This is a genomic window from Streptomyces rubrogriseus, assembly GCF_027947575.1.
GTDB classification, from domain to species: Bacteria; Actinomycetota; Actinomycetes; order Streptomycetales; family Streptomycetaceae; genus Streptomyces; species Streptomyces rubrogriseus.
The window spans coordinates 73721-97133 of sequence record NZ_CP116256.1 but is presented as its reverse complement, the minus strand read 5'-3'; the positions used below and the strand labels follow the sequence as shown (position 1 = coordinate 97133).

Here is a 23413-nt window from a genome sequence, read left to right as displayed (position 1 = left end):
CGGGAACGACAGATCACGAACGACGGTCGCCGCGGTGCGGCCGCCGCGGCCTACTTCGGCTGCGGCTTGCGCACCGTCAGGTGCAGTTCCCTCAGCCGGGTCTCGTCCAGTTCGGTCGGGGCGCCCATCATCAGGTCCTGGGCGTTGCCGTTGAGCGGGAAGGCGATGGTCTCGCGGATGTTGGGCTCGTCGGCCAGCAGCATGACGATGCGGTCGACGCCGGGGGCGATGCCACCGTGCGGCGGGGCGCCGAAGCGCAGGGCGCGCAGCATGCCGGCGAACTCGCGCTCGACGGTCTCGGCATCGTAGCCCGCGATCGCGAAGGCCTTGAGCATGATCTCCGGCTCGTGGTTCCGGATGGCGCCGGAGGACAGCTCGACGCCGTTGCAGACGATGTCGTACTGCCAGGCGAGGATGTCCAGCGGGTCCTGGTTCTCCAGGGCTTCCATGCCACCCTGCGGCATCGAGAAGGGGTTGTGGGAGAAGTCGATCTTCCCCGTCTCCTCGTCCTTCTCGTACATCGGGAAGTCGACGATCCAGCAGAAGCGGAAGACGTTCTCCTCGAAGTGGCCGGCGCGCTTGGCGGCCTCGACGCGGACCGCGCCCATGATCTTGGAGACCTCGTCGAACTCGCCCGCGCCGAAGAACACCGCGTGGCCGGGGGCCAGCGAGAGCCGCTTGGTCAGCTCCGCGACGTTCTCCTCGGTGAGGAACTTCGCGATCGGTCCGGACAGCTTGCCGTCCTCGCCGACGCGGACCCAGGCCAGGCCCTTGGCGCCCTGCGAGACGGCGTAGTCGCCGAGCTGGTCGAAGAACTTGCGGGGCTGGCCCGACACGTCCGGGACGGGCAGCGCGCGCACGTGCTTGCCGGCGAAGGCCTTGAACTCCGAGCCCTCGAAGACGTCGGTGATGTCGACCAGCTCCAGCTGGGCGCGCAGGTCGGGCTTGTCGGAGCCGTACTTCAGCATCGCCTCGCGGAACGGGATCCGCGGGAACGGCGAGGTCACGTGGCGGCCGTTGCCGAACTCCTCGAACAGCTCGGTCATGAGCTGCTCGATCGGGCGGAAGACGTCCTCCTGCTCGACGAAGCTCATCTCGACGTCGAGCTGGTAGAACTCGCCCGGCGAGCGGTCGGCGCGGGCGTCCTCGTCGCGGAAGCAGGGCGCGATCTGGAAGTACCGGTCGAAGCCCGAGATCATCAGCAGCTGCTTGAACTGCTGCGGCGCCTGCGGGAGGGCGTAGAAGCGGCCCGCGTGCAGGCGGGAGGGGACGACGAAGTCGCGGGCGCCCTCGGGGGAGGTCGCGGTGAGGATGGGCGTCGCCATTTCGTTGAAGCCGAGGGCGACCATCTTGCTGCGGATCGAGGAGATGACCGACGTGCGCAGCATGATGTTGCGGTGCATGCGCTCGCGGCGCAGGTCCAGGAAGCGGTACTCGAGCCGCCGCTCCTCGTTGACCCCGTCCTCGGTGTTGATGGTGAAGGGCAGCGGCTGGGCGGCGCCGAGCAGCTCGACCTCGCCCACCTCGACCTCGACCTCGCCGGTGGGCAGATCGGGGTTGATGTTGTCGGCGCCGCGGGAGACGACCTTGCCGTCGACCCGAACGGTCGATTCCTTGGTGAGCTTGTCCAGCGCCTCGTACGCCTCGGTGCCCGGACGGGCGACGAGCTGCGTGATGCCGTGGTGATCGCGCAGATCGATGAAGAGGATGCCGCCCAGGTCGCGCCGATTGTGCAGCCAGCCACTCAGTCGGACGTCGGTGCCGACGTCAGAGGAGCGGAGCTCGCCGCAGGTGTGGGACCTGTACCGATGCATCGTCGTTCATCCAGCCTTCGCGGATCGGGGATGGTGTTTCGCGTTTCACGTGAAACAACCCCAGCGTACCGGGCAGCCACGGCTGCCTTCCTCCCGATTGACGCGCCACGAGCCCACCACGAGCCCACCACGGACCCGCTCCCGGCCCGCTCCGCCGCCCCGGCGAGCGGTGGCAGCGTTCGACGACCTCTTCTTAAAGTGGGGCAATGCGCACTGGTGAGCCCCTGCCCGAGGTGGGGGACGTCCTTGCCGCCCTCGCGACCGGACTGTGGCACTGGGACACCGCTACGGGTGAGGTCACGGTGGACGGAGAGGCCGCCCGCCTGCTCGGCCTGCCCGCCGAACCGGCGACCCTCACCGAGGCGCAGGTACGGGCCCGGCTGCATCCGGTGGACTGGAACGAGATCACCGGGGTGGTCCAGCTCGCCGTCGCCGAGGGCACTCTCGCCGAGGTCCGGATCCGGATCATGGACGAGCACGGCCAGGTCGTCCGGGTCGTGCGCAGCCGCTCCAAGCCCTCCTTCGACACCGTGCGCAAGGCGTACGTGCTGACCGGCACCCTCCAGGAGGTCGCCGAGCCGAGGCCGGGGACCCCCGCGGGGCGCAGCGCGGTGACCGGCGAGTGGCGGCGCTCGCGGGAGGCCTTCCTGCTGGACGCGGGCCGGGCACTGGCCGAGGCGCGGTCCACCGAGGAGGTGCTGCGGGTCGCGGCGGGGCTGTCGATGCCGGGGTTCTCCCCGGACGGGCTCGCGGTGTTCGGGGTCTCGGGGGACCGCCTCACCGTGATCGGGCACCACGGGCAGCCGGAGAACGAGGCCAATCCGTTCGTGGACATGTCCCTGGAGACCGACTACCCGGCCGCCGAGGTGGTCCGTACCGGCCGCGCGGTCTACCTCTCCTCCCCGCAGCAGTACCGGTCCCGCTATCCCATGACGTGGTCGCTCGCCGAGCGCTTCGGCCGCCGCTCCTGGGCCTACCTGCCGCTGACCGTGGCGGGGCGCACGATGGGCGCCTGGATGGCCGCCTTCGCCTATCCGGTCGCGTTCACGCCGGACGAGCGCTCGGTGCTGACCACGGTGGCGCGGATGCTCGCCCAGGCCCTGTCCCGGGCCGGCGCCGCGGAGAACCAGCGGGAGCTGGCCGAGGGGCTGCAACGCTCGATGCTGCCCATGCTCGGCCCGGAGATCCCCGGCATGGACATCGCCGCCCGCTACGTCCCCACCGGCGGCGGCCTCCAGGTCGGCGGCGACTGGTACGACATGATCCCGCTGCCCGGGGGCCGCTTCGCCCTGGTGATCGGCGACGTCCAGGGCCACGACGTGCGGGCGGCCGGGCTGATGGGGCAGCTGCGCATCGCCCTGCGCGCCTACGCCTCCGAGGGGCACCGTCCCGACGCGGTGCTGGCCCGTGCCTCCCACTTCTTCCACGGCCTCGCCACGGCCGCGGACGACCCCGGCGACCTGCGCTTCGCGACCTGCTACTACGCCGAGGTCGACCCGGCCACCGGCACCGTGGAGAGCGCCCGCGCCGGGCACCTGGACCCGGTGGTGCGGATGGCGGACGGGACGGCGCTGATCCTCGCCACGGCGGGCGGGCTGCCGCTGGGCATCGACCCGGACACCGACTACCCGACGACGCGGCTCGCCCTGGAACCCGGGGACACCCTGATGCTGTGCACGGACGGCCTGGTCGAGACCGGCGGCCACGATCTGCAGAGCGGCTGGCACCGTCTGCGGGTGATCCTGGAGGAGCACGCCGGCGGTCTGGAGGAGCTGGCCGACGCGCTGGTCCAGGCCGTGCACGGCCCCTCCTCGCACCACACCGTCGGCCCGCTGTCCGACCGCCGGGAGGACGACATCGCGCTGTTGCTGCTGTGCCGGCAGGGCGAGGGCTGCGGCTGCGGCGAATCCACCGCGACCCGGGCGCCGGTGCGCCGCACGATGCTGACGGTCGCCCAGGCCGAGCCGGCCAGGATCGCCACCGCCCGGCAGCACCTGCGCGACCTGCTGCACGACTGGCCGGGCGAGGAGCAGCGCGACGCGGCGGTACTCCTGCTCTCCGAGATGCTGACGAACGTCCTGGTCCACACCGACACCGACGCCCTGCTCGTCGCCGAGGTGGCCGGGGAGCCGGGCGAGCGGCGGATCCGGGTGGAGGTCACCGACAACGGCGACGACCTGCCGCACAAGCGCAGGCCGGGCGAGATGGCGTCCTCCGGACGCGGGCTGATGCTGGTCGAGCTGCTCGCGGACGCGTGGGGCGTCGCCCCGCGCGGCGAGGGCAAGAGCATCTGGTACGAGCTCTACGAGTCCGCGGCCCCGGTCGACGGCGCCGGTCCGGCGTCCGGCCCGGAGGCGGCCGTAGAGGCCCCGTAACGCCCTTGCAGCTCGTGTACGACCCCGAACGCCGCCGCGGTCAGCGGCACGGCGAGGAGCATTCCCAGGATGCCCGCCACCGACGCGCCCGCGGTGAGCGCCAGCAGCACGACGGCCGGGTGCATCTGGACGGTACGGCTCTGGATCATCGGCTGGAGCACGTGCCCCTCCAGCACCTGCACGGCCAGCACCACCCCGAGGGCCCACAGCGCGATGACGAACCCCCGGTCGGCGAGCGCCACCAGCACGGCGACGGCCCCGGAGATGAACGCGCCGAGATAGGGGATGTAGGCGCCGACGAAGACCAGCGCACCGAGCCCCACCGCGCCGGGGACGCGCAGGACGAGCAGCCCGACGGTGATGCACAGCGCGTCGATGAGGGCGATCAGGGTCGTACCCCGCATGAAGCCCTCGACGGCGCCGAAGGCCCGCCGGGCCATGGCCTCGACCGTGTCGGCGGCGCCGGGCGGGGCGAGGGCACGCACCGTGGTGACGGCGCGGTCGGAGTCGCGCAGGAAGAAGAAGACGAGCAGCAGGGCGAGCACGGCCATGGCGATCATCTCGCCGACGACACTGATCCCGGTCACCACGCCGGAGGCGGCCGTGCCGCCGAACTTGCCCAGCAGCTCGCGGCCGTTGGCGGCCAGGTCGTCCAGTGAGGTGCCGGCGGCGCCGAAGTGGTCGGCGACGCCCTTCGCCGCGTCCCGCAGCGAGGCGACGATCTGGTCGCCGGTCTCGACGAGCGCGGAGACCACGATGTACACCGCCCCGCCGACCACGGCCAGCACGGCCACGCAGGTCAGCCCGGCGGCCAGCGACCGCTGCACATGGGCCTTCACCAGCCGGGCGTGCAGCGGCCTGAGCAGCGCGGTGCCGAGCAGCGCGAGCAGCGCCGGAGTCACGGCGGTACGGAACTCGACGCAGAGCCGGATGGCGACGTAGACGACGCCGCTGGCGAGCAGGATGACGGCGCACCAGGCGGCGAACCGGCGCACCGGACCGGGGAGCAGCTGCACGCCCCCACCCGATCACGCACCGGGCGGGCTGTCCTGCGCGGACGGCCCGCCCGGGTGACGCGCGGTCAGGCCCCGGGGCCCTCGCCCGACATGCCGTGCACCGCCGGGACGGTGCCGAGGCGACCCTTCTGGAAGTCCTCGAAGGCCTGCATCAGCTCGTCCTTGGTGTTCATCACGAAGGGGCCGTAGTGGGCCATCGGCTCCCGGATCGGCCGGCCGCCGAGCAGCACGACCTCCAGGTCCGGGGTGTGCGAGTCCTGCTTCTCGTCCGCGCGGACGGTCAGCGAGCCCCCGGCGCCGAAGACGGCGGTCTGCCCGAGGTGGACCGGACGCCGCTCGGCGCCCACGGACCCGCGTCCGGCCATGACGTAGGCGAGGCCGTTGAAGTCCTCCCGCCAGGGCAGGGTGACCTCGGCGCCCGGCGCCAGCGTGGCGTGGACCATCGTGATCGGCGTGTGCGTGATGCCGGGGCCGTCGTGCCCGTCCAGCTCACCGGCGATGACGCGCAGCAGCGCGCCGCCGTCGGGGGAGGTGAGCAGCTGCACGCTGCCGCTGCGGATGTCCTGGTAGCGCGGGGCCATCATCTTGTCCTTGGCCGGCAGGTTCACCCACAGCTGGAGCCCGTGGAAGAGCCCGCCGGACATGACCAGCTGCTCCGGCGGCGCCTCGATGTGCAGCAGGCCCGAGCCCGCCGTCATCCACTGGGTGTCGCCGTTGGTGATGGTGCCGCCGCCACCGTTGGAGTCCTGGTGGTCGAAGATGCCGTCGACGATGTAGGTGACGGTTTCGAAGCCGCGGTGCGGGTGCCAGGGTGTGCCCTTGGGCTCCCCGGGCGCGTACTCCACCTCACCCATCTGGTCCATCATGATGAACGGGTCGAGATGGCGGTAGTTGATCCCGGCGAACGCGCGGCGCACCGGGAAGCCCTCGCCCTCGAAACCGCTGGGCGCGGTGGTCACGGTGAGCACGGGACGTGCGACGGCGTCGGCGGGTGCGGATACGCGGGGCAGCGTCAGCGGGTTCTCGACGGTCACGGCGGGCATGTCGACCTCCTCGGGCGGCGTGCGCCCCACTTTAGTTGAGCATTGAACTTCTTGCCACCTGGAACCACGAAAGCCCGGAGGTCATTCCCTCCGGGCTCGCGGACATCCGTTCGGCGGCGTCTAGCCGTACATGCGACGCATGGCGAAATCGACCATCTGTTCGACGGCCTTGGCGTCGAACACCATCCGGTGCTCGCCCTCCATGTCCAGGACGAAGCCGTAGCCGGTCGGCAGCAGGTCGATCACCTCCGCTCCGGTGATCACGAAGTACTTCGACTCCTTGCCCGCGTACCGGCGCAGCTCCTTCAGGCCGGTGAACATCGGGATCACGGGCTGCTGGGTGTTGTGCAGCGCGAGGAAGCCGGGGTTGTCGCCGCGCGGGCAGTAGACCTTCGAGGTCGCGAAGATCTGCTGGAAGTCCTCGGCGGACATCTGGCCGGTGGTGAAGGCGCGCACCGCGTCCGCGAGCGAGGGCGGGGACGGCTCGGGGTACAGCGGCGGCTGCTGCCCGTACCCGCCGCCCATCGGCTGCTGCGGGGGCGGGGCGTACTGCTGCTGCTGTTGGCCCGCGGTCTGGTCGTAGCCGTACATGCAGCACAGAGTAACGAGTAACGAGTCACAGATGGGCGGCCCGGGGTTGCTTCTTATTACCGACGGGTAGCATCATCGTAGCTACCAGTTGGTACGTGTACGGATGCGAGGAGCGAGTGCCTCGCCGATCTCTCAAGGGAGCGTCGCCATGGGGCACTACAAGCCGAATCTCCGGGACATCGAGTTCAACCTCTTCGAGGTGCTCGGCCGCGACAAGGTCTACGGCAGCGGCCCGTTCGCGGAGATGGACACCGACACCGCCAAGAGCGTGCTGGAGGAGCTGACCCGCCTCTCCGAGAACGAGCTGGCCGAGTCCTTCGCCGACGCCGACCGCAACCCGCCGGTCTTCGACCCGGAGACCAACACCGCGCCCGTCCCGGCGTCCTTCAAGAAGAGCTACCAGGCCTTCATGGACTCCGAGTACTGGCGGCTCGGCCTGCCCGAGGAGATCGGCGGCACCACCTCCCCGCGCTCCCTGATCTGGGCGTACGCGGAGCTGATCCTCGGCGCCAACCCGGCCGTGTGGATGTACTCCTCGGGCCCGGCGTTCGCCGGCATCCTCTTCGAGGAGGGCAACGAGGTCCAGAAGCACATCGCCTCGATCGCCGTCGAGAAGCAGTGGGGCTCCACCATGGTCCTCACCGAGCCGGACGCCGGCTCGGACGTCGGCGCCGGCCGTACCAAGGCCGTCGAGCAGGCCGACGGCTCCTGGCACATCGAGGGCGTCAAGCGCTTCATCACGTCCGGCGAGCACGACATGTCGGAGAACATCCTCCACTACGTCCTCGCCCGCCCCGAGGGCGCCGGACCCGGCACCAAGGGCCTGTCCCTCTTCCTGGTCCCCAAGTACGAGTTCGACTTCGAGACCGGCGAGCTGGGCGAGCGCAACGGCGTCTACGCGACCAACGTCGAGCACAAGATGGGCCTGAAGGCCTCCAACACCTGCGAGATGACCTTCGGCGACCGCCACCCCGCCAAGGGCTGGCTGATCGGCGACAAGCACGACGGCATCCGCCAGATGTTCCGCATCATCGAGTTCGCCCGCATGATGGTCGGCACGAAGGCGATCTCCACCCTCTCCACGGGCTACCTCAACGCCCTGGAGTACGCCAAGGAGCGCGTCCAGGGCCCCGACCTGGCCAACTTCATGGACAAGGCGGCACCCAAGGTCACCATCACGCACCACCCGGACGTGCGCCGCTCCCTGATGACGCAGAAGGCGTACGCCGAGGGCATGCGCGCGCTCGTGATGTACACCGCCTCCGTCCAGGACGAGATCCAGGTCAAGGAGGCCAACGGCGAGGACGCCTCGGCCGAGCACGCCCTCAACGACCTGCTCCTGCCCGTCGTCAAGGGCTACGGCTCGGAGAAGGCCTACGAGCAGCTCGCCCAGTCGCTCCAGACCTTCGGCGGCTCCGGGTTCCTCCAGGAGTACCCGATCGAGCAGTACATCCGCGACGCCAAGATCGACACCCTGTACGAGGGCACCACGGCGATCCAGGGCCAGGACTTCTTCTTCCGGAAGATCGTCCGCAACCAGGGCGCCGCGCTGAACTCGCTCGCCGAGGACATCAAGAAGTTCCTGGCGCTCGCCACCGGCGGCGAGGAGCTGTCCGGCGCCCGCGAGCACCTGGCCAAGGCCGCCGTCGAGCTGGAGGCCATCGTCGGCCTGATGCTCACCGACCTCGCCGCCACCGAGCAGGACGTCAAGAACATCTACAAGGTGGGCCTCAACACCACCCGCCTGCTCCAGGCCTCCGGCGACGTGATCGTCGGCTACCTGCTCCTCAAGGGCGCGGCGATCGCCGCCGAGAAGCTGCCGACCGCCTCCGCCAAGGACAAGGCCTTCTACACCGGCAAGATCGCCGCCGCGAAGTTCTTCGCGGCGAACGTCCTGCCCGGTCTCACCCTGGCCCGCAAGGTCGCCCAGGGTGTCGAGCTGGACCTGATGGAGCTGGACGAGGCCGCGTTCTAGGACGGGCCCCGCGCCAGAAGCCCGTTCCGCACACCCCCACGAGGGCCCGCTCCCGCCAGACGGGAAGCGGGCCCTCGTACGTCGTTAAGGTGAACCCCATGAGCGCACCCTCCCGCTTCGACCGCGGCCACACCGACGACCTGATGACCTTCCTGTCGGCGAGCCCGACCCCGTACCACGCCGTGGCGAGCGCCGCCGCGCGGCTGGAGAAGGCCGGTTTCCGCCAGGTCGCGGAGACCGACGCCTGGGAGGCCACCAGCGGCGGCAAGTACGTGCTGCGCGGCGGTGCGATCGTCGCCTGGTACGTCCCGGAGGGCGCCGCGGCGCACACCCCCTTCCGCATCGTCGGCGCCCACACCGACTCCCCCAACCTGCGCGTCAAGCCCCGCCCGGACACCGGGGCGCACGGCTGGCGCCAGGTCGCCGTGGAGATCTACGGCGGCCCGCTGATGAACTCCTGGCTCGACCGGGACCTGGGCCTGGCCGGCCGGCTCTCGCTGCGCGACGGCTCCACCCGCCTGGTCAACGTCGACCGCCCGCTGCTGCGCGTCCCGCAACTCGCCATCCACATGGACCGCAACGTCTCCACGGAGGGCCTCAAGCTCGACAAGCAGCGCCACCTCCAGCCCGTCTGGGGCCTGGGCGACACCGTGCGCGACGGGGACCTGATCGCCTTCCTGGAGGACGAGGCGGGCCTCGCCCGCGGCGAGGTCACCGGCTGGGACCTGATGACGCACTCCGTGGAGCCCCCGGCGTACCTGGGCCGCGACCGGGAGCTGGTGGCGGGCCCGCGGATGGACAACCTGCTGTCCGTGCACGCCGGGACGGCCGCCCTGGCCTCGGTCGCGGCCTCCGGCGCCGACCTCCCCTACATCCCCGTGCTGGCCGCCTTCGACCACGAGGAGACCGGCTCCCAGTCGGACACCGGCGCCGACGGACCGCTGCTCGGCGGTGTGCTGGAGCGCTCCGTGTTCGCGCGCGGCGGCTCCTACGAGGACCGGGCGCGTGCCTTCGCCGGCACCGTCTGCCTGTCCTCCGACACGGGCCACGCCGTCCACCCCAACTACGCGGAACGGCACGACCCGACGCACCACCCGCGGGTCAACGGCGGCCCCATCCTCAAGGTCAACGTCAACAACCGCTACGCCACCGACGGTTCGGGCCGCGCCGTGTTCGCCGCCGCCTGCGAGAAGGCGGACATCCCCTTCCAGACCTTCGTCTCCAACAACTCCATGCCGTGCGGCACGACCATCGGCCCCATCACCGCGGCCCGGCACGGCATCAGCACCGTCGACATCGGCGTGGCCATCCTGTCGATGCACAGCGCCCGGGAGTTGTGCGGCGCCGACGACCCGCACCTGCTGGCCAACGCGCTGGTGGCCTTCCTCCAGCCGTAGCCGCAAGGGCGCAACCCCGCCCCACGGCATGAGGGTTGAAGCCGGGGGTACCCGCACGGAACCGGATCGGCCGGAAACCCGGAACCGACCGGATCTGACAGGGAGGCAACACTCATGGGCCTCGGCGGGTGCATCATCCTCATCGCCGTGGGAGCCATCCTCACGTTCGCGACCGACTGGGACATGCAGGGCGTCAACCTCGACCTGGTCGGCGTGATCTTCATGGTCGTCGGCCTGATCGGCGTCGCCACGTTCAGCAGCATCGCCCGGCGCCGCCGCGTCGTGATGCCGCCGACGACCCCGGTCGTCGAGGAACGGCCCCACCACCCCACGCAGGACGGCTACCGCGACGGCTACGGCGCCTGACGGCACCGGGGAGCCCACCGGCGCCGCCCCGGCTTCGCCCCGCCCTCCTCACGGTTCGGTCAGCAGGCGCCCGGGGTCAGCGCGTGTCCGCTGGTCGCGTCCACATGGTCCGGCACCTCGTCGTGACGGTCGCCGACGGTGAGTGTTCCGGTCGGTTCGAACAGCAGGATGGCCGTGGGAACGGGCGCGTACGGCTTGTGTTCCGTGCCGCGCGGGACGGTGAAGACGGAGCCCTTCGGCAGGACGACGACGCGCTCGCCGGCGGGCTCGCGCAGGCCGATGTGCAGTTCGCCGTCGAGGACGAGGAAGAACTCGTCGGTGTGGTCGTGCACGTGCCATACGTGCTCGCCCTCGACCTTCGCGATGCGGACGTCGTAGTCGTTGACGGCGGTGACGATACGGGGGCTCCACTGCTCGGCGAAGGAGGCGAGGGCGGAGGTCAAGGAGATCGGTTCCTGAGTCATGGCGCCATCGTCCGGGGTGACAGGGGCGCGGACGAGTGCTAGGAATCGCATATGTCGCAAGGATCCTCTCAGCCCTCGCGCCCGCATCGTGTCGCGGTGATCGTCGACGAGGGCACCAACCCGTTCGAGGTCGGCTGCGCCACCGAGCTGTTCGGGCTGCCGCGGCCCGAGCTGGGGCTGCCGGAGCCGCTGTACGAGGTGACGCTGTGCGCTCCGAGTCCCGGGATCCGCATGAATCACGGGTTCTTCACCCTCACCGACGTGCCGGGGCTGGACGCCGCGGACGACGCGGACACCCTCGTCGTGCCCGGCCGGCCGGACAACGTGGTGCCGCGCGTCCCCGCCGTGCTCGACGCCATCCGGCGCGCACACGCCCGCGGCGCACGCGTGGTGAGCCTGTGCACCGGCAGCTTCGCACTCGCCGAGGCCGGTCTCCTGGACGGGCGGCGGGCCGCGACCCACTGGCTGTGGGCGGAGTCCTTCCGCCGGCTGCACCCCCGCGTCCGGCTCGAACCGGACGTGCTGTTCGTGGACGACGGCGACGTTCTCACCGCCGCGGGCAGCGCGGCGGCACTGGACCTCGGACTGCACCTCTGGCGCCGGGACCACGGCGCCGAGATCGCGAACGCCGTGTCCCGGCGCCTGGTGTTCGCCGCGCACCGGGACGGCGGTCAGCGGCAGTTCGTGGAGCGGCCGGTGCCGGACGTGCCGGACGAGTCGCTGGCGCCCCTGCTGGCGTGGGCGCAGGAGCGTCTGGGTGAGCCGCTGACGGTGACGGACCTGGCGGCGCGCGCGGCGGTGTCCCCGGCCACGCTGCACCGGCGGTTCCGGGCGCAGCTCGGGACGACGCCCCTCGCCTGGCTGACCGCCGAGCGCGTGACCCTCGCACGGCGGCTGATCGAGCGCGGGGAGGAGCGGCTGGACGCGGTGGCGGCGCGCAGCGGACTGGGGACCGCCGCGAACCTCAGGGCGCGGCTGCGACGCGAGACGGGACTCAGCCCGTCGGCCTACCGGCGGCGTTTCGGGACGGGTACGGGGGAAGCGGTCAGAACATGAGATTCCTCGTGTACGACCGGCTCCTCGGTATCGGTGACGACTACTGGATCGAGGACGACCAGGGCAACAAGGTCTTCCTCGTCGACGGCAAGGCGATGCGGCTGCGGGACACCTGGGAGCTGAAGGACGCCCAGGGACGGGTGCTCATCGACATCCACCAGAAGATGTTCGCCCTGCGCGACACGATGGTGATCGAACGGGCCGGCGAGCCCCTGGCCCGCATCAAGCGCAAACGTCTCTCCCTGCTGCGCAACCACTACCGGGTCGTCCTGGCCGACGGCACCGAACTCGACGTCAGCGGCAAGATCCTCGACCGGGAGTTCGCCATCGAGTACGACGGCGAACTGCTGGCCGTCGCCTCCCGGCGCTGGCTGACCCTCCGGGACACCTACGGCGTGGACGTCGTACGGGACGACGCGGACCCGGCGCTGCTGATCGCCCTGACGGTGTGCGTGATCCACCTGGCGGAGAAGGAGCGGGAGGACGACTGAGGTCCGGCGGGCCGGCGGCTCCTCAGGCCGTGCGGCGGACGGCGCGGCCGAGGAGCAGCGGCACGACCAGGTGATGCACCGGCGCGGCCAGGGACCACAGCATCCGGCCGCTGCGGTCCTCGAAGCGCACGTACGTCGCCCAGAGCAGCCGCGCGGCGTCGACGGTCACGACGTTGCGGACGGTCAGCGACGGGGCGCGGGCCTCCACGGCGATGCGGTCCGGCGCGGACTCCACCGTGCGCCACCCGATCACGTGCCGTGCCGAGACCCTCGGTCCCAGGCGCAGGCCGAGCACGCCCGACCAGCCCACCCGGAGCAGGGTGCGCAGCGGCGCGGGGGTGTCCTCGAAGGTGGTCCGCGCCCACTGCTCGGCCGTACGGCGGGGAAGCCCCGCGAGCGGAAGCGCGAACGCCGACGCGAAGTGGGCACCGGCGGGTTCCACCCGGACGCGGCGGACGGCGGAGGTACTGGTGCGTGCCATACCCGTAATTCTGGGCGCCGCGACCGAGCGCCAAACACGCTGGGTCACGGCTCCTCACACAGTGCGCTCAGCGCGGCGGCTCCAGCCCCAGCACCCGGTCCTTCAGGGCCGGGAACTGCTCCCGGGTCCGCGCCACCCGCTCCGGGTCGAACTCCACCGCGAGGACCTCCTCGTCCGCACCGGCCTCCGCGAGCACCTCGCCCCAGGGATCCACCACGATCGAGTGACCGGCCTGCGGAACCCCGGCGTGCGTCCCGGCCGTTCCGCAGGCGAGCACGAAGGCCTGGTTCTCCACGGCCCGCGCCTGGGCCAGGAGCGTCCAGTGGGCCCGGCGGCGTTCGGGCCAGCCCGCCGGGACGACCAGGATCTCGGCACCGGCGTCGACGAGGGAGCGGAAGAGCTCCGGGAAGCGCAGGTCGTAGCAGGTCGCCACGCCGAGGGTGGTGTCCGGCAGCCGGACCGTCACCGGCTCGCGCCCCGCGCCCATCAGCACGGCCTCGCCCTTGTCGAAGCCGAAGCGGTGGATCTTGCGGTAGGAGGCGGTGAGATCACCGGCGGGGGAGAGGACGAGAGAGGTGTTGTAGAGCCGCCCGTCCGGGCCGCGTTCGGGCACCGACCCGGCGTGCAGCCACACGCCGGCGTCGCTCGCCGCCTTCGCCATCGCCTCGTACGTCGGGCCCCGCAGCGGCTCGGCCGCCGCGTCGAACTCCTCGAAGGCGAACGCGCCCGTGGTCCACAGCTCCGGCAGCACGACGAGGTCGGCGCCCGCCTGCTCCCTTACCAGAGCCGCCGCCCGCGCGCGACGCGCTTCGACCGTTTCGTCCTCGTTCACGGCGATTTGAATCAAAGAGGCGCGCACACTACCACCGTCCTGGCATTCGAGCCGTCCACACGGGCCTACGATCGTCACACGAAAGCACTGCCGGGGTGCCGCACAGCAGCGTAACTTAGCGTTCCAAGACACCCGCCGACTGCCGCCACCGCCACTGGCACCGCCGCCACCAACCGCCCGTGTACCGACCGCCGAGGGGTCCCGTTCCGTGAGTCTGCATCCCGCCCTCCAGCCCTACGCCGACGCCTGGACTCACTCCATCGAGGCGATATCCGAGCTGGTCCAGCCGCTTGTGGAGGCAGAGTGGAACCGCCGGACCCCCTGCCCGGGCTGGTCGGTGCGCGACATCGTCTCGCACGTCCTGGGTCTGGACTCCGAGATGCTCGGCGACCCCCGCCCCATCCACACCCTCCCGCGCGACCTCTACCACGTCACCAACGACCACCAGCGCTACATGGAGATGCAGGTCGACGTCCGCCGCCACCACACGGCGCCGGAGATGACGTCCGAGCTGGAGTACATGATCATCCGGCGCAACCGCCAGCTGCGGAACGAGTCGCGGGACCCCGGCACGAAGGTGCGCGGCCCGCTCGGCACCGAGCTGACCCTGGAGGAGGCGATGCGCCGGCACGCCTTCGACGTGTGGGCGCACGAGCAGGACCTGCGCACGGCCCTCGGCCGCCCCGGCAACCTCGACTCCCCCGGCGCCCACGTCGCCCGCGACGTGCTGCTCGGCGAACTGCCCGCCGTCGTCGCCGAGCGGGCGGACGCGCCGCGCAGCTCGGCCGTCGTCTTCGACGTGCACGGCCCGGTCGAGTTCCTGCGTACCATCCGCGTCGACATCCAGGGCCGCGGCACCCTCGAATCGTCCCCGGCCCTCGGCCCCGCCGCCACCCTCACCCTCGACTGGGAGACGTACTTCCGCCTGGCCTGCGGCCGGGTGACCCCGGAGGCGGCGGCGGACCGCATCAAGACGGAGGGCGACCCGGACCTGGCGGCGGCGATCCTGCGCCACTTCACCGTGACGCCGTGAGTTTCTAGCCCGTTGGGGGTGCCCCCTCTGGGGGAGTTTGAGGACGAGGCCGTTCAGGCCGAAGCGGGGGTCGGGGGGCGGCAGCCCCCAGCCCGGCCCGCACCCACGCCGGGTGCCTACACCGGCACGTGCACCTTCTCCACCCGGCTCGCGACCAACCGCTCCCGCTCCCGCAGCGCGGCCCGCTTGCGCAACCGCAGGATCTGCGTGACACCGAGCGCCTGCAACACGAACACCGACGAGAACGCCACCCCGTAGTCGTCCCCCGTCGCGTCCAGCAGCACCCCCACCGCGAACAACGTGGTCATCGACGCCACGAAGCCCCCCATGTTGGTGATCCCGGACGCCGTCCCCTGCCGCTCCGCCGGATTCGCCGGCCGCGCGAAGTCGAAGCCGATCATCGAGGCAGGGCCGCACGCCCCCAGCACCGTGCACAGCACCACCAGCAGCCACATCGGCGCGTGCTCGGCCGGGTAGGCCAGCGTCGCCGCCCAGAGCAGCGCCGTCGCCCCCACCGTGCCGAGCGCCAGCGGCAGCCGCGCCGCGTGGTGCCGGGCGATGACCTGGCCGTAGACCAGGCCGACGGCCATGTTGGACAGCACGACGAGGGTGAGCAGCGTGCCGGCCGTGGCCCGGGTCAGCCCCTGCGCCTCGACCAGGAACGGCATCCCCCACAGCAGCAGGAACACCATCGCCGGGAACTGGGTGGTGAAGTGCACCCACAGCCCGAGCCGCGTCCCCGGCTCCCGCCAGGACATCGCGATCTGCCGCCGTACGTACGCGGCCCCCTGGTGCGGCAGCGGCTCCGGCTCGTGGCCCTCGGGGTGGTCCTTGAGGAAGAGCAGCAGCAGGACGAAGACGACGACACCCGCCAGCGCGCTGCCCGCGAACGCCGCGGTCCAGCCGATGCCGTGCAGCAGCCGGGCGAGGACGAGCGTGGAGACCAGGTTGCCCGCCATGCCGACGAGACCGGCGAGCTGGGCCACCATCGGCCCGCGCCGGGCCGGGAACCACCGGGTGCCCAGCCGCAGCACGCTGATGAACGTCATCGCGTCCCCGCAGCCCAGCAGCGCCCGCGAGGCCAGCGCCATGCCGTACGACGGGGAGAAGGCGAAGCCCAGCTGACCCGCCGTGAAGAGCACGACGCCGAGGCCCAGCACCTTCTTGGTGCCGAGCCGGTCGACCAGCAGGCCGACGGGTATCTGCATGCCGGCGTAGACCAGCAGCTGGAGGATGGAGAAGGTGGACAGCGCGGAGGCGTTGACGTGGAAGCGGTCGGCGGCGTCGAGACCGGCGACCCCGAGGGACGTGCGGAAGATGACGGCGACGAAGTAGACGGAGACGCCGATGCCCCATACGGCGATCGCGCGCCGGCCCCCGGCCGGATCACCGGGCAGGGCACGGCCGGCCGAGGTGGCCGTACTCATCGGACCTCCCCCCGCGCCAGGTTCGAGAACCAGCCCACGTGCCGGCCCACCACGGCGACGGCCGCCTCCACGTCCCCGGCACGCAGCGCGTCGAGGATCTCCTCGTGCTCGGCGAGGGTGTGGGCGATCCGGTCGGGGTGGGAGTGCATCACGGCGACGCCCATGCGCAACTGGCGGTCGCGGAGCTGGTCGTAGAGGCGGGAGAGGATCTCGTTGCCGCCGCTGCGGACGATCTCGGCGTGGAAGCACCGGTCGGTGACGGAGGCGGCGGCGAAGTCACCGGCGGCGGCCTGCTCCTGCTGCCGGGCGAGCAGTTCCTCCAGCCGTTCCACGAGCCCCGGCGGGGCGGGTACGGCCTTCCTGGCCGCGTGCTCCTCGACCAGCAGCCGGGTCTCCACCACGTCGGCGATCTCCTGCGCGGAGACGGGCAGGACCAGGGCGCCCTTCTTGGGGTAGAGCCGGATCAGCCCCTCGACCTCCAACCGCAGCAGCGCCTCGCGCACCGGAGTGCGGGAGACGCCCACGGCCTCGGCCAGCTCACCCTCGGTGAGCAGCGTCCCGCCCTCGTACCGGCGCTCCAGGACGCCCTGCTTGACGTGGGTGTAGACGCGGTCCGCCGCGGGGGGTTGCTTCACTGCCGTGGTCATGCCGACAGGATAGATACAACAGGGACACAAGAGGGATCCGGTCCAGCATCCGGACGCCGACTCGCCCCGCTCACCCCTCGGAGGGAACCGGGGGACTCCCCCAGGCCCCGCCGCGCAACCATTCACCCCCCTCGGGTGTCGGACTGTCGCGGCCACCGCTCCATCGACCACAACTCGGCCGCACATCAGGGGAATTCACCACAATCGGGGTAATCGACTCAATGAATGCCAATCCGGGCGCCACCGCATCCGTCCGTCCGCGCAGGGCCCTCGCCGCCGTCCTGACCGGCACCGCCGTCCTCGCCACCGGCGTCCTCGCCGCCGCTCCCGCGCAGGCCGCCGCACCCGACCGCGCGCTCGCGGCGCCGGTACAGGCCGCCGCCGTACCCTCGATCGCCGCCAAGGGCGGCTTCGTGATGAACAACGCGACCGGCAGGTCGCTCTACACCAAGGCCGCCGACACCAGGCGCTCCACCGGCTCCACCACCAAGATCATGACCGCCAAGGTCGTCCTCTCCCAGCCGAAGCTGAACCTGGACGCGAAGGTCACGATCCAGATGGCGTACAGCGACTACATCGTGTCGAAGAACGCCTCGTCCGCCCGCCTGATCGTCGGCGACCAGGTGACGGTCCGCCAGCTGCTGTACGGGCTGATGCTGCCCTCCGGCTGCGACGCCGCTTACGCGCTGGCCGACAAGTTCGGCTCGGGCAAGACGCGGGCGGCGCGGGTGAAGTCGTTCATCGGCAAGATGAACGCGACCGCCAAGAGCCTCGGCCTGAAGAACACGCACTTCGACTCGTTCGACGGCATCGGCAACGGCAAGAACTACTCCACGCCGCGCGACCTCACGAAGATCGCGAGCAGCGCGATGAAGAACTCCACCTTCCGCACCATCGTCAAGACCAAGAAGTACACGGCGAAGACGAGGACGAAGAAGGGCGGCACCCGCACGATGGCGCCCTGGACCAACACCAACACGCTGCTGGGCAGTTACAGCGGAGCGATCGGCGTGAAGACCGGGTCGGGGCCGGAGGCCAAGTACTGCCTGGTCTTCGCCGCGACCAGGAAGGGGAAGACGGTGATCGGCACGGTCCTGGCGTCCTCGTCGTCGGCGCAGCGCGCCAAGGACGCCACGAAGCTCATGAACTACGCGTTCACGAAGTAACCCGCACCCCGCCGCACCACCACGAAGGGCCCGTCGCCGACGCGACGGGCCCTTCTCGCTGCGCCGGCCTCCCTGTACCGATGAAGCACATGGTGATAGTTTCATTAGCACCATGCTGCTGAGTCTGGACAAGACCGACACCCGCCCCCTGCACGAACAGGTGGCCGGCGCCCTCCGGCGCGCCATCGCCGAGGGGGAGTGCGCCCCCGGGGACCGCCTCCCCTCGGCCCGCGACCTCTCCGAGGCCCTGGACGTCAACGTCAACACCGTGCTGCGCGCACTGCGCGGCCTGCGGGACGAGGGCCTGCTGGAATTCCGCCGGGGCCGGGGGGTGACGGTGGCCGAGGGCGCCCGGCCCCACTCCGAACTGCAGATCCGGGTACGGGAACTGCTCGCCGAGGCGGCTCGGCTGGGCTACAGCAGGACCGATCTCATCGACATGATCAGGGGGATGCCATGAGGGACACGACAGCGGCGCGGCGTACGACGGCGGCGGTCTGGACGGCCGGGGTCACGGCGGTGCTCGCCGCGATGCCGCTGCTGGCGCGGGACCGGCTGCCGGACCGGCTGGCGACCCACTGGGGCCTGGACGGCGACACGCCCAACGGCTCGATGCCCCTGTGGGCGGCGTCCCTCGTCCCCGCGCTGATCTGGCTGGTGACGGCGGCCGCGGTCACCGTGCCGCTGATGCGGGCGGGCCCGCCGGCCCGCCCCTGGACCACCGTGACCCTGCTCCCCATGGGCGTCGTCCTCACCGGCGCGCAGGCCGCGGTCATCCGGGCCAACCTGGACCGCGCGGACTGGCACGAGGCCCGTCAGCCCACCGCCTGGGTCGTCGCGATCCTGGCCGCGGCCCTGCTCGCGGGCGTGGCCGCATGGCTGCTCGTCGCCCGGCGGCGCGGCACCTACGACGCCACGACGCCCGACGGGGGCACCCCCGCGCTGGACATTCCGAAGGGCCGCCGGCTGGTCTGGTTCTCCCGCACCGCCAACCCCTGGCTCCAGCTGATCGCGGCCGCGATCGGCCTGGTGGCCGTGGGCGCACTCGTCGCGCTGGCCGGTGGCGTGGCCGCCCCGGGCACCCTGTGGGCGCTGTTCGCCGGCTGCGCCGCCGGGTCCCTGGCCTGCGCGGTCTTCTCCTCGGTCCAGGCCCGCGTCTCGGAACGCGGTCTGGAGGTCTCCTTCGGCCCGCTCGGCTGGCCCGGACGCCGCTGGGCACCCGGCGACATCGACACGGCCCGGATGGAGGTCCGCCGCCCCGCCGAGGTCGGCGGCTGGGGCTACCGCCTGAGCGGCCTCGGCACCACGGTCATGCTGCGCGCCGGCGAGTGCCTGGTCATCCGCCCCCGGGGCCGCCGAAGCGACTTCGCCATCAGCATCGACGACGCCGAACGCGGCGCAGCCCTCCTCAACACCGTCCGCACGAACCGGCCCCGGGGCTGATCCCGACCGGCACCGAGGGATGCCCGAGACCGTAACTGGAGGTTACGGTCTCGGCGTTCCCGCAGGCAGAAGGGGCGCCGCAACTCCAGCTTGCGGCGCCCCTTCCGTCATGAACCCAGTCGGTTCGCGGCTCTCATGCCCAGCTGATCAACCGCTTCGGCTGCTCCAGGACCGCTGCCACGTCGGCGAGGACCTTGGAACCCAGCTCGCCGTCGACCAGGCGGTGGTCGAAGCTCAGGGCCAGGGTGGTGACCTGGCGGGGCTTCACCTTGCCCTTGTGGACCCACGGCTGGAGCTTGATCGCGCCGACCGCCAGGATCGCGGACTCGCCCGGATTGAGGATCGGCGTGCCGGTGTCGACGCCGAAGACGCCGACGTTGGTGATGGTCACCGTGCCGCCCTGCATGGCGGCCGGGGAGGTCTTGCCCTCCCTGGCCGTCGACACCAGCTCGCCCAGCGAACCCGCCAGCTGCGGCAGGGTCTGGGCCTGGGCGTCCTTGATGTTCGGGACGATCAGGCCGCGCGGGGTGGCGGCGGCGATGCCCAGGTTGACGTAGTGCTTGACCACGATCTCCTGGGCGGCCTCGTCCCAGGACGCGTTGATGTCCGGGTTGCGCTTGATCGCGACCAGCAGGGCCTTGGCGATCAGGAGCAGCGGGTTCACCCGCAGGCCCGTGTACTCCTTGTCCTGCTTCAGCTCCTCGACCAGCTTCATCGTGCGCGTCACGTCGACCGTCACGAACTCGGTGACGTGCGGCGCCGTGAACGCCGAACCGACCATCGCCGCCGCCGTCGCCTTGCGCACGCCCTTGACCGGGACACGGGTCTCGCGCGTCGTGTCGTACGACGCCGGGGCCGACGGGGACGGGGCGGGCGCGGCCGGCTCGGAACGCGGGGCCGCCTGGGCCGGCTCGGGCGCCGACACCGCCGCGTGCACGTCCTCGCGGGTGATGATGCCGTCCGGGCCGGACGGGACCACGGTCGCCAGGTCGACGCCGAGGTCCTTGGCGAGCTTGCGCACCGGGGGCTTGGCCAGCGGGCGGTCGCCGAGCGACCGGGGCGGCCGGTGCCGCGGGTGCCGCAGGCGCTGCCGGGCCGTGGCCGTTCAGCTCGGCCTGGATCGCCGCCGACGGCGCCTGCGCGGCGGCCGGGGCCTCCGCGCCCTTGCGGGGGCGGCGCTTGGTCGAGGAGGTGGAGACCCCGTACCCGACCAGGACCGGCTGGCGGCCCTCCGGCTTGGGCTCCTCCGCCACGGCCTCCTGCACCGGCTCCGCGGCCGCCGCCGCGCCGTCGCCGACGGCCACCGCGATGATCGACGTACCGACGTCGACCGTGGTGCCCTCGGGGAAGTGCAGCTCGCGGACCACACCGTCGTAGGGGATGGGCAGTTCGACGGCGGCCTTGGCCGTCTCGACCTCGCACACCACCTGGCCGTCGGTGACCGTGTCACCGGGCTGGACGTACCACTTGAGGATCTCGGCCTCGGTGAGCCCCTCGCCCACGTCGGGCATCTTGAACTCACGCACGGAGCTGTCCGTCATCGTCGTCACGCTCCCCTCCTCAGTACGCCAGCGAGCGGTCGACGGCATCGAGCACCCGGTCCAGGTCGGGCAGGTACTCCTCCTCCAGGCGGGCCGGCGGGTACGGCGCGTGGTAGCCGCCGACCCTGAGAACCGGGGCCTCCAGGTGGTAGAAGCAGCGCTCGGTGATCCGGGCCGCGATCTCCGCGCCCGAGCCCAGGAACACCGGCGCCTCGTGGACCACGACCAGGCGGCGGGTCTTCTCCACCGACGCCTGAACGGTGTCGAAGTCGACCGGCGAGATCGAGCGCAGGTCGACGACCTCCAGGGAGCGGCCCTCCTCGGCGGCCGCGTCGGCGACCTCCTGGCAGAGCTTCACCATCGGACCGTAGGCGGCCAGCGTGAGGTCGGTGCCCTCGCGCACCACCCGCGCGGTGTGCAGCGGGCCGGGGATGGCCTCCTTGTCGACCTCGGCCTTGTCCCAGTACCGGCGCTTGGGCTCGAAGTAGATCACCGGGTCGTCGCTCTGGATGGCCTGCTGCATCATCCAGTACGCGTCCGCCGCGTTGGACGGGCTGACCACCTTCAGGCCCGCCACGTGCGCGAACAGGGCCTCGGGGGACTCGGAGTGGTGCTCGACCGCGCCGATGCCGCCGCCGTAGGGGATGCGGATGACGACCGGCATCTTGACCTTGCCCAGCGAGCGGGCGTGCATCTTCGCGAGCTGGGTGACGATCTGGTCGTAGGCCGGGAAGACGAAGCCGTCGAACTGGATCTCCACCACCGGGCGGTACCCGCGCAGGGCCAGGCCGATGGCGGTGCCGACGATGCCGGACTCGGCCAGCGGGGTGTCGATGACCCGGTCCTCGCCGAAGTCCTTCTGCAGGCCGTCGGTGACCCGGAAGACACCGCCGAGCTTGCCGACGTCCTCGCCCATGATCAGGACCTTGGGGTCCGACTCCAGCGCGCGGCGCAGCGATTCGTTGATCGCCTTCGCCAGCGCCATCTTTTCCGCTGCCATGTCAGACCCCCTCTGCGTCTGCGAACGATGCCTGGTACGCGGCGAACTGCGCCCGCTCCTCGTCCACGAGCGCGTGCCCGTCCGCGTACACGTTCTCGAAGATGGCGAACCGGTCCGGGTCCGGCATGGCACGGACCACTTCGCGCACTCGTTTGCCCAACGTCTCGCTCTCGGCCTCCAGTTCCGCGAAGAATCCCTCGTCCGCGTGGTTTGCGAACTCCAGGAAGCGGCGAAGGCGCAGGATCGGGTCCTTCGCCTCCCAGGCGGCGCGCTCGTCGTCGTGCCGGTAGCGGGAGGGGTCGTCCGAGGTGGTGTGCGCGCCCATGCGGTACGTGTACGCCTCGATCAGGGCCGGTCCCTCGCCGCGCCGGGCGCGGTCCAGGGCCCAGCGGGTGACCGCGAGGGAGGCCAGCACGTCGTTGCCGTCGACGCGGACGCCGGGGAAGCCGAAGCCCTGGGCGCGCTGGTAGAGCGGCACCCGGGTCTGCTTCTCGTTGGACTCGGAGATCGCCCACTGGTTGTTCTGGCAGAAGAACACCACGGGGGCGTTGTAGACGGCGGCGAAGTTGAACGCCTCGCTGACGTCGCCCTGGCTGGAGGCGCCGTCGCCGAAGTAGGCGATCACGCCCGAGTCGGCACCGTCCTTGGCCACGCCCATCGCGTAGCCCGTGGCGTGCAGCGCCTGCGAGCCGATGACGATGGTGTACAGGTGGAAGTTGTTGCTGTTGGGGTCCCAGCCGCCGTTGTTCACACCGCGGAACATGCCGAGCAGGTTGGTCGGGTCCACCCCGCGGCACCAGGCGACGCCGTGCTCGCGGTAGGTCGGGAAGACGTAGTCGTCCTCACGGGTGGCCCGGCCGGAGCCGATCTGGGCCGCCTCCTGGCCGAGGAGAGAGGCCCACAGGCCCAGCTCGCCCTGGCGCTGCAGGGCGGTGGCCTCGGCGTCGAAGCGCCGGGTGAGCACCATGTCGCGGTACAGGCCGCGCAGCTCGTCGGGGGTGATGTCGGCGACGTACGAGGCGTACTCGGCGTGAGCGGCGTCCTCGACGCGCTCGCCCTCGGGCGTCAGCAGCTGCACCAGCTCCGTGTCGGAGCCCTTCTCGGCAGCGGTACGGGTGGTGCTGGTGGTGCGAGTCGTGCGCTTGCCGGTGCCGGCCTTGCTGCCGGTGGTCCCGGCCGCCTTGGTGCCGGTGGTGCCGGCCGCCTTGCTTCCGGCGCTGCGTCGCGGCTTGCGCGCGGCAGTGCTCTCGGTCAC

The 23413-nt window shown here is 71.5% G+C and carries 21 protein-coding genes and 1 pseudogene; 10 read left to right on the top strand and 12 right to left on the bottom strand.

Going from position 1 to position 23413, the window contains the following annotated elements:
* Positions 1 to 50 precede the first annotated feature (50 nt).
* Positions 51 to 1814, bottom strand: a complete 1764-nt coding sequence (gene aspS, locus Sru02f_RS00425) for an aspartate--tRNA ligase (RefSeq protein WP_109029228.1) — start codon at positions 1812 to 1814, stop codon at positions 51 to 53.
* Between the two features lie 206 nt (positions 1815 to 2020).
* On the opposite strand from aspS, the gene Sru02f_RS00420 reads away from it, so the two are divergent.
* Positions 2021 to 4189, top strand: coding sequence for a SpoIIE family protein phosphatase (locus Sru02f_RS00420; RefSeq protein WP_109029227.1), 2169 nt, complete (start codon positions 2021 to 2023; stop codon positions 4187 to 4189).
* Here Sru02f_RS00420 and Sru02f_RS00415 read toward each other — a convergent pair.
* The 3 genes from Sru02f_RS00415 to Sru02f_RS00405 all read right to left on the bottom strand — a co-directional run bounded on the left by Sru02f_RS00415 (position 4117) and on the right by Sru02f_RS00405 (position 6839).
* Positions 4117 to 5205 (bottom strand): AI-2E family transporter, encoded by a 1089-nt coding sequence (locus Sru02f_RS00415; protein WP_109029226.1) that lies wholly within the window; start codon positions 5203 to 5205, stop codon positions 4117 to 4119. The two genes, Sru02f_RS00420 and Sru02f_RS00415, sit on opposite strands and share 73 nt — an antisense overlap.
* Before the next feature lie 65 nt (positions 5206 to 5270).
* Complete coding sequence (locus tag Sru02f_RS00410) at positions 5271 to 6248, bottom strand: pirin family protein (protein ID WP_052836621.1); 978 nt, start codon at positions 6246 to 6248, stop codon at positions 5271 to 5273.
* A 120-nt stretch (positions 6249 to 6368) separates the two neighbouring features.
* Positions 6369 to 6839, bottom strand: a complete 471-nt coding sequence (locus Sru02f_RS00405; protein ID WP_003975142.1) for an SseB family protein — start codon at positions 6837 to 6839, stop codon at positions 6369 to 6371.
* A gap of 148 nt (positions 6840 to 6987) precedes the next feature.
* Between Sru02f_RS00405 and Sru02f_RS00400 the strand changes: the two genes are divergently transcribed.
* From Sru02f_RS00400 to Sru02f_RS00390, 3 genes are all read left to right on the top strand, one after another.
* Positions 6988 to 8814: an acyl-CoA dehydrogenase gene (locus tag Sru02f_RS00400; protein WP_109029225.1), complete on the top strand. Its 1827-nt coding sequence runs from the start codon at positions 6988 to 6990 to the stop codon at positions 8812 to 8814.
* A 98-nt stretch (positions 8815 to 8912) separates the two neighbouring features.
* Positions 8913 to 10211 (top strand): M18 family aminopeptidase, encoded by a 1299-nt coding sequence (locus tag Sru02f_RS00395; protein ID WP_109029224.1) that lies wholly within the window; start codon positions 8913 to 8915, stop codon positions 10209 to 10211.
* Positions 10212 to 10325: 114 nt separating this feature from the next.
* Positions 10326 to 10577, top strand: a complete 252-nt coding sequence (locus Sru02f_RS00390; RefSeq protein WP_109029223.1) for a DUF6458 family protein — start codon at positions 10326 to 10328, stop codon at positions 10575 to 10577.
* Between the two features lie 59 nt (positions 10578 to 10636).
* On the opposite strand, the gene Sru02f_RS00385 is transcribed toward Sru02f_RS00390, so the two are convergent.
* Positions 10637 to 11041, bottom strand: coding sequence for a cupin domain-containing protein (locus Sru02f_RS00385; RefSeq protein WP_109029222.1), 405 nt, complete (start codon positions 11039 to 11041; stop codon positions 10637 to 10639).
* A gap of 51 nt (positions 11042 to 11092) precedes the next feature.
* Here Sru02f_RS00385 and Sru02f_RS00380 point away from each other — a divergent pair, with 51 nt between their 5' ends.
* Together Sru02f_RS00380 and Sru02f_RS00375 are read left to right on the top strand one after the other, a co-directional pair.
* Positions 11093 to 12097, top strand: coding sequence for a helix-turn-helix domain-containing protein (locus tag Sru02f_RS00380; protein WP_109029221.1), 1005 nt, complete (start codon positions 11093 to 11095; stop codon positions 12095 to 12097).
* Positions 12094 to 12588: an LURP-one-related/scramblase family protein gene (locus tag Sru02f_RS00375; RefSeq protein ID WP_109029220.1), complete on the top strand. Its 495-nt coding sequence runs from the start codon at positions 12094 to 12096 to the stop codon at positions 12586 to 12588. Before Sru02f_RS00380 ends, Sru02f_RS00375 begins: the two co-directional genes overlap by 4 nt.
* Before the next feature lie 22 nt (positions 12589 to 12610).
* Here the strand turns inward: Sru02f_RS00375 and Sru02f_RS00370 are convergent, their stop codons facing one another.
* Positions 12611 to 13069 (bottom strand): DUF2867 domain-containing protein, encoded by a 459-nt coding sequence (locus Sru02f_RS00370; RefSeq protein ID WP_109029219.1) that lies wholly within the window; start codon positions 13067 to 13069, stop codon positions 12611 to 12613.
* Between the two features lie 67 nt (positions 13070 to 13136).
* Complete coding sequence (locus Sru02f_RS00365; protein ID WP_109029218.1) at positions 13137 to 13928, bottom strand: carbon-nitrogen family hydrolase; 792 nt, start codon at positions 13926 to 13928, stop codon at positions 13137 to 13139.
* 181 nt (positions 13929 to 14109) lie between these two features.
* Here Sru02f_RS00365 and Sru02f_RS00360 point away from each other — a divergent pair, with 181 nt between their 5' ends.
* Complete coding sequence (locus Sru02f_RS00360; protein WP_109029217.1) at positions 14110 to 14934, top strand: maleylpyruvate isomerase family mycothiol-dependent enzyme; 825 nt, start codon at positions 14110 to 14112, stop codon at positions 14932 to 14934.
* Positions 14935 to 15050: 116 nt separating this feature from the next.
* Here Sru02f_RS00360 and Sru02f_RS00355 read toward each other — a convergent pair whose 3' ends face one another.
* Together Sru02f_RS00355 and Sru02f_RS00350 are read right to left on the bottom strand one after the other, a co-directional pair.
* On the bottom strand, positions 15051 to 16361 hold the full coding sequence (locus tag Sru02f_RS00355; RefSeq protein WP_109029216.1) for an MFS transporter: 1311 nt from the start codon (positions 16359 to 16361) through the stop codon (positions 15051 to 15053).
* Positions 16358 to 17008, bottom strand: a complete 651-nt coding sequence (locus tag Sru02f_RS00350; protein WP_109029215.1) for a GntR family transcriptional regulator — start codon at positions 17006 to 17008, stop codon at positions 16358 to 16360. The genes Sru02f_RS00355 and Sru02f_RS00350 overlap by 4 nt, the downstream gene beginning before the upstream one ends.
* Positions 17009 to 17229: 221 nt before the next feature.
* On the opposite strand from Sru02f_RS00350, the gene Sru02f_RS00345 reads away from it, so the two are divergent.
* The 3 genes from Sru02f_RS00345 (at position 17230) to Sru02f_RS00335 (ending at position 19617) form a co-directional block, all read left to right on the top strand.
* Positions 17230 to 18174 carry a D-alanyl-D-alanine carboxypeptidase family protein gene (locus Sru02f_RS00345; protein ID WP_109029214.1) on the top strand — a complete coding sequence of 315 codons (945 nt, stop codon included), beginning with the start codon at positions 17230 to 17232 and terminating at the stop codon, positions 18172 to 18174.
* A gap of 112 nt (positions 18175 to 18286) precedes the next feature.
* Entirely contained in the window at positions 18287 to 18634 is a 348-nt protein-coding gene (locus Sru02f_RS00340) for a GntR family transcriptional regulator (RefSeq protein WP_003975124.1), read from the top strand.
* Positions 18631 to 19617 (top strand): DUF1648 domain-containing protein, encoded by a 987-nt coding sequence (locus Sru02f_RS00335; protein WP_109029213.1) that lies wholly within the window; start codon positions 18631 to 18633, stop codon positions 19615 to 19617. The genes Sru02f_RS00340 and Sru02f_RS00335 overlap by 4 nt, the downstream gene beginning before the upstream one ends.
* 133 nt (positions 19618 to 19750) lie before the next feature.
* On the opposite strand, the pseudogene Sru02f_RS00330 reads toward Sru02f_RS00335, so the two are convergent.
* The 3 genes and pseudogenes from Sru02f_RS00330 to pdhA form a co-directional block, all read right to left on the bottom strand.
* Positions 19751 to 21167: pseudogene (locus tag Sru02f_RS00330) on the bottom strand (dihydrolipoamide acetyltransferase family protein).
* A 10-nt stretch (positions 21168 to 21177) separates the two neighbouring features.
* The gene (locus tag Sru02f_RS00325; RefSeq protein WP_037798476.1) at positions 21178 to 22158 is read right to left on the bottom strand and encodes an alpha-ketoacid dehydrogenase subunit beta; all 981 of its coding nucleotides are present in this window, start codon (positions 22156 to 22158) and stop codon (positions 21178 to 21180) included.
* A gap of 1 nt (position 22159) precedes the next feature.
* Positions 22160 to 23413 (bottom strand): pyruvate dehydrogenase (acetyl-transferring) E1 component subunit alpha, encoded by a 1254-nt coding sequence (gene pdhA / locus Sru02f_RS00320; protein ID WP_109029212.1) that lies wholly within the window; start codon positions 23411 to 23413, stop codon positions 22160 to 22162.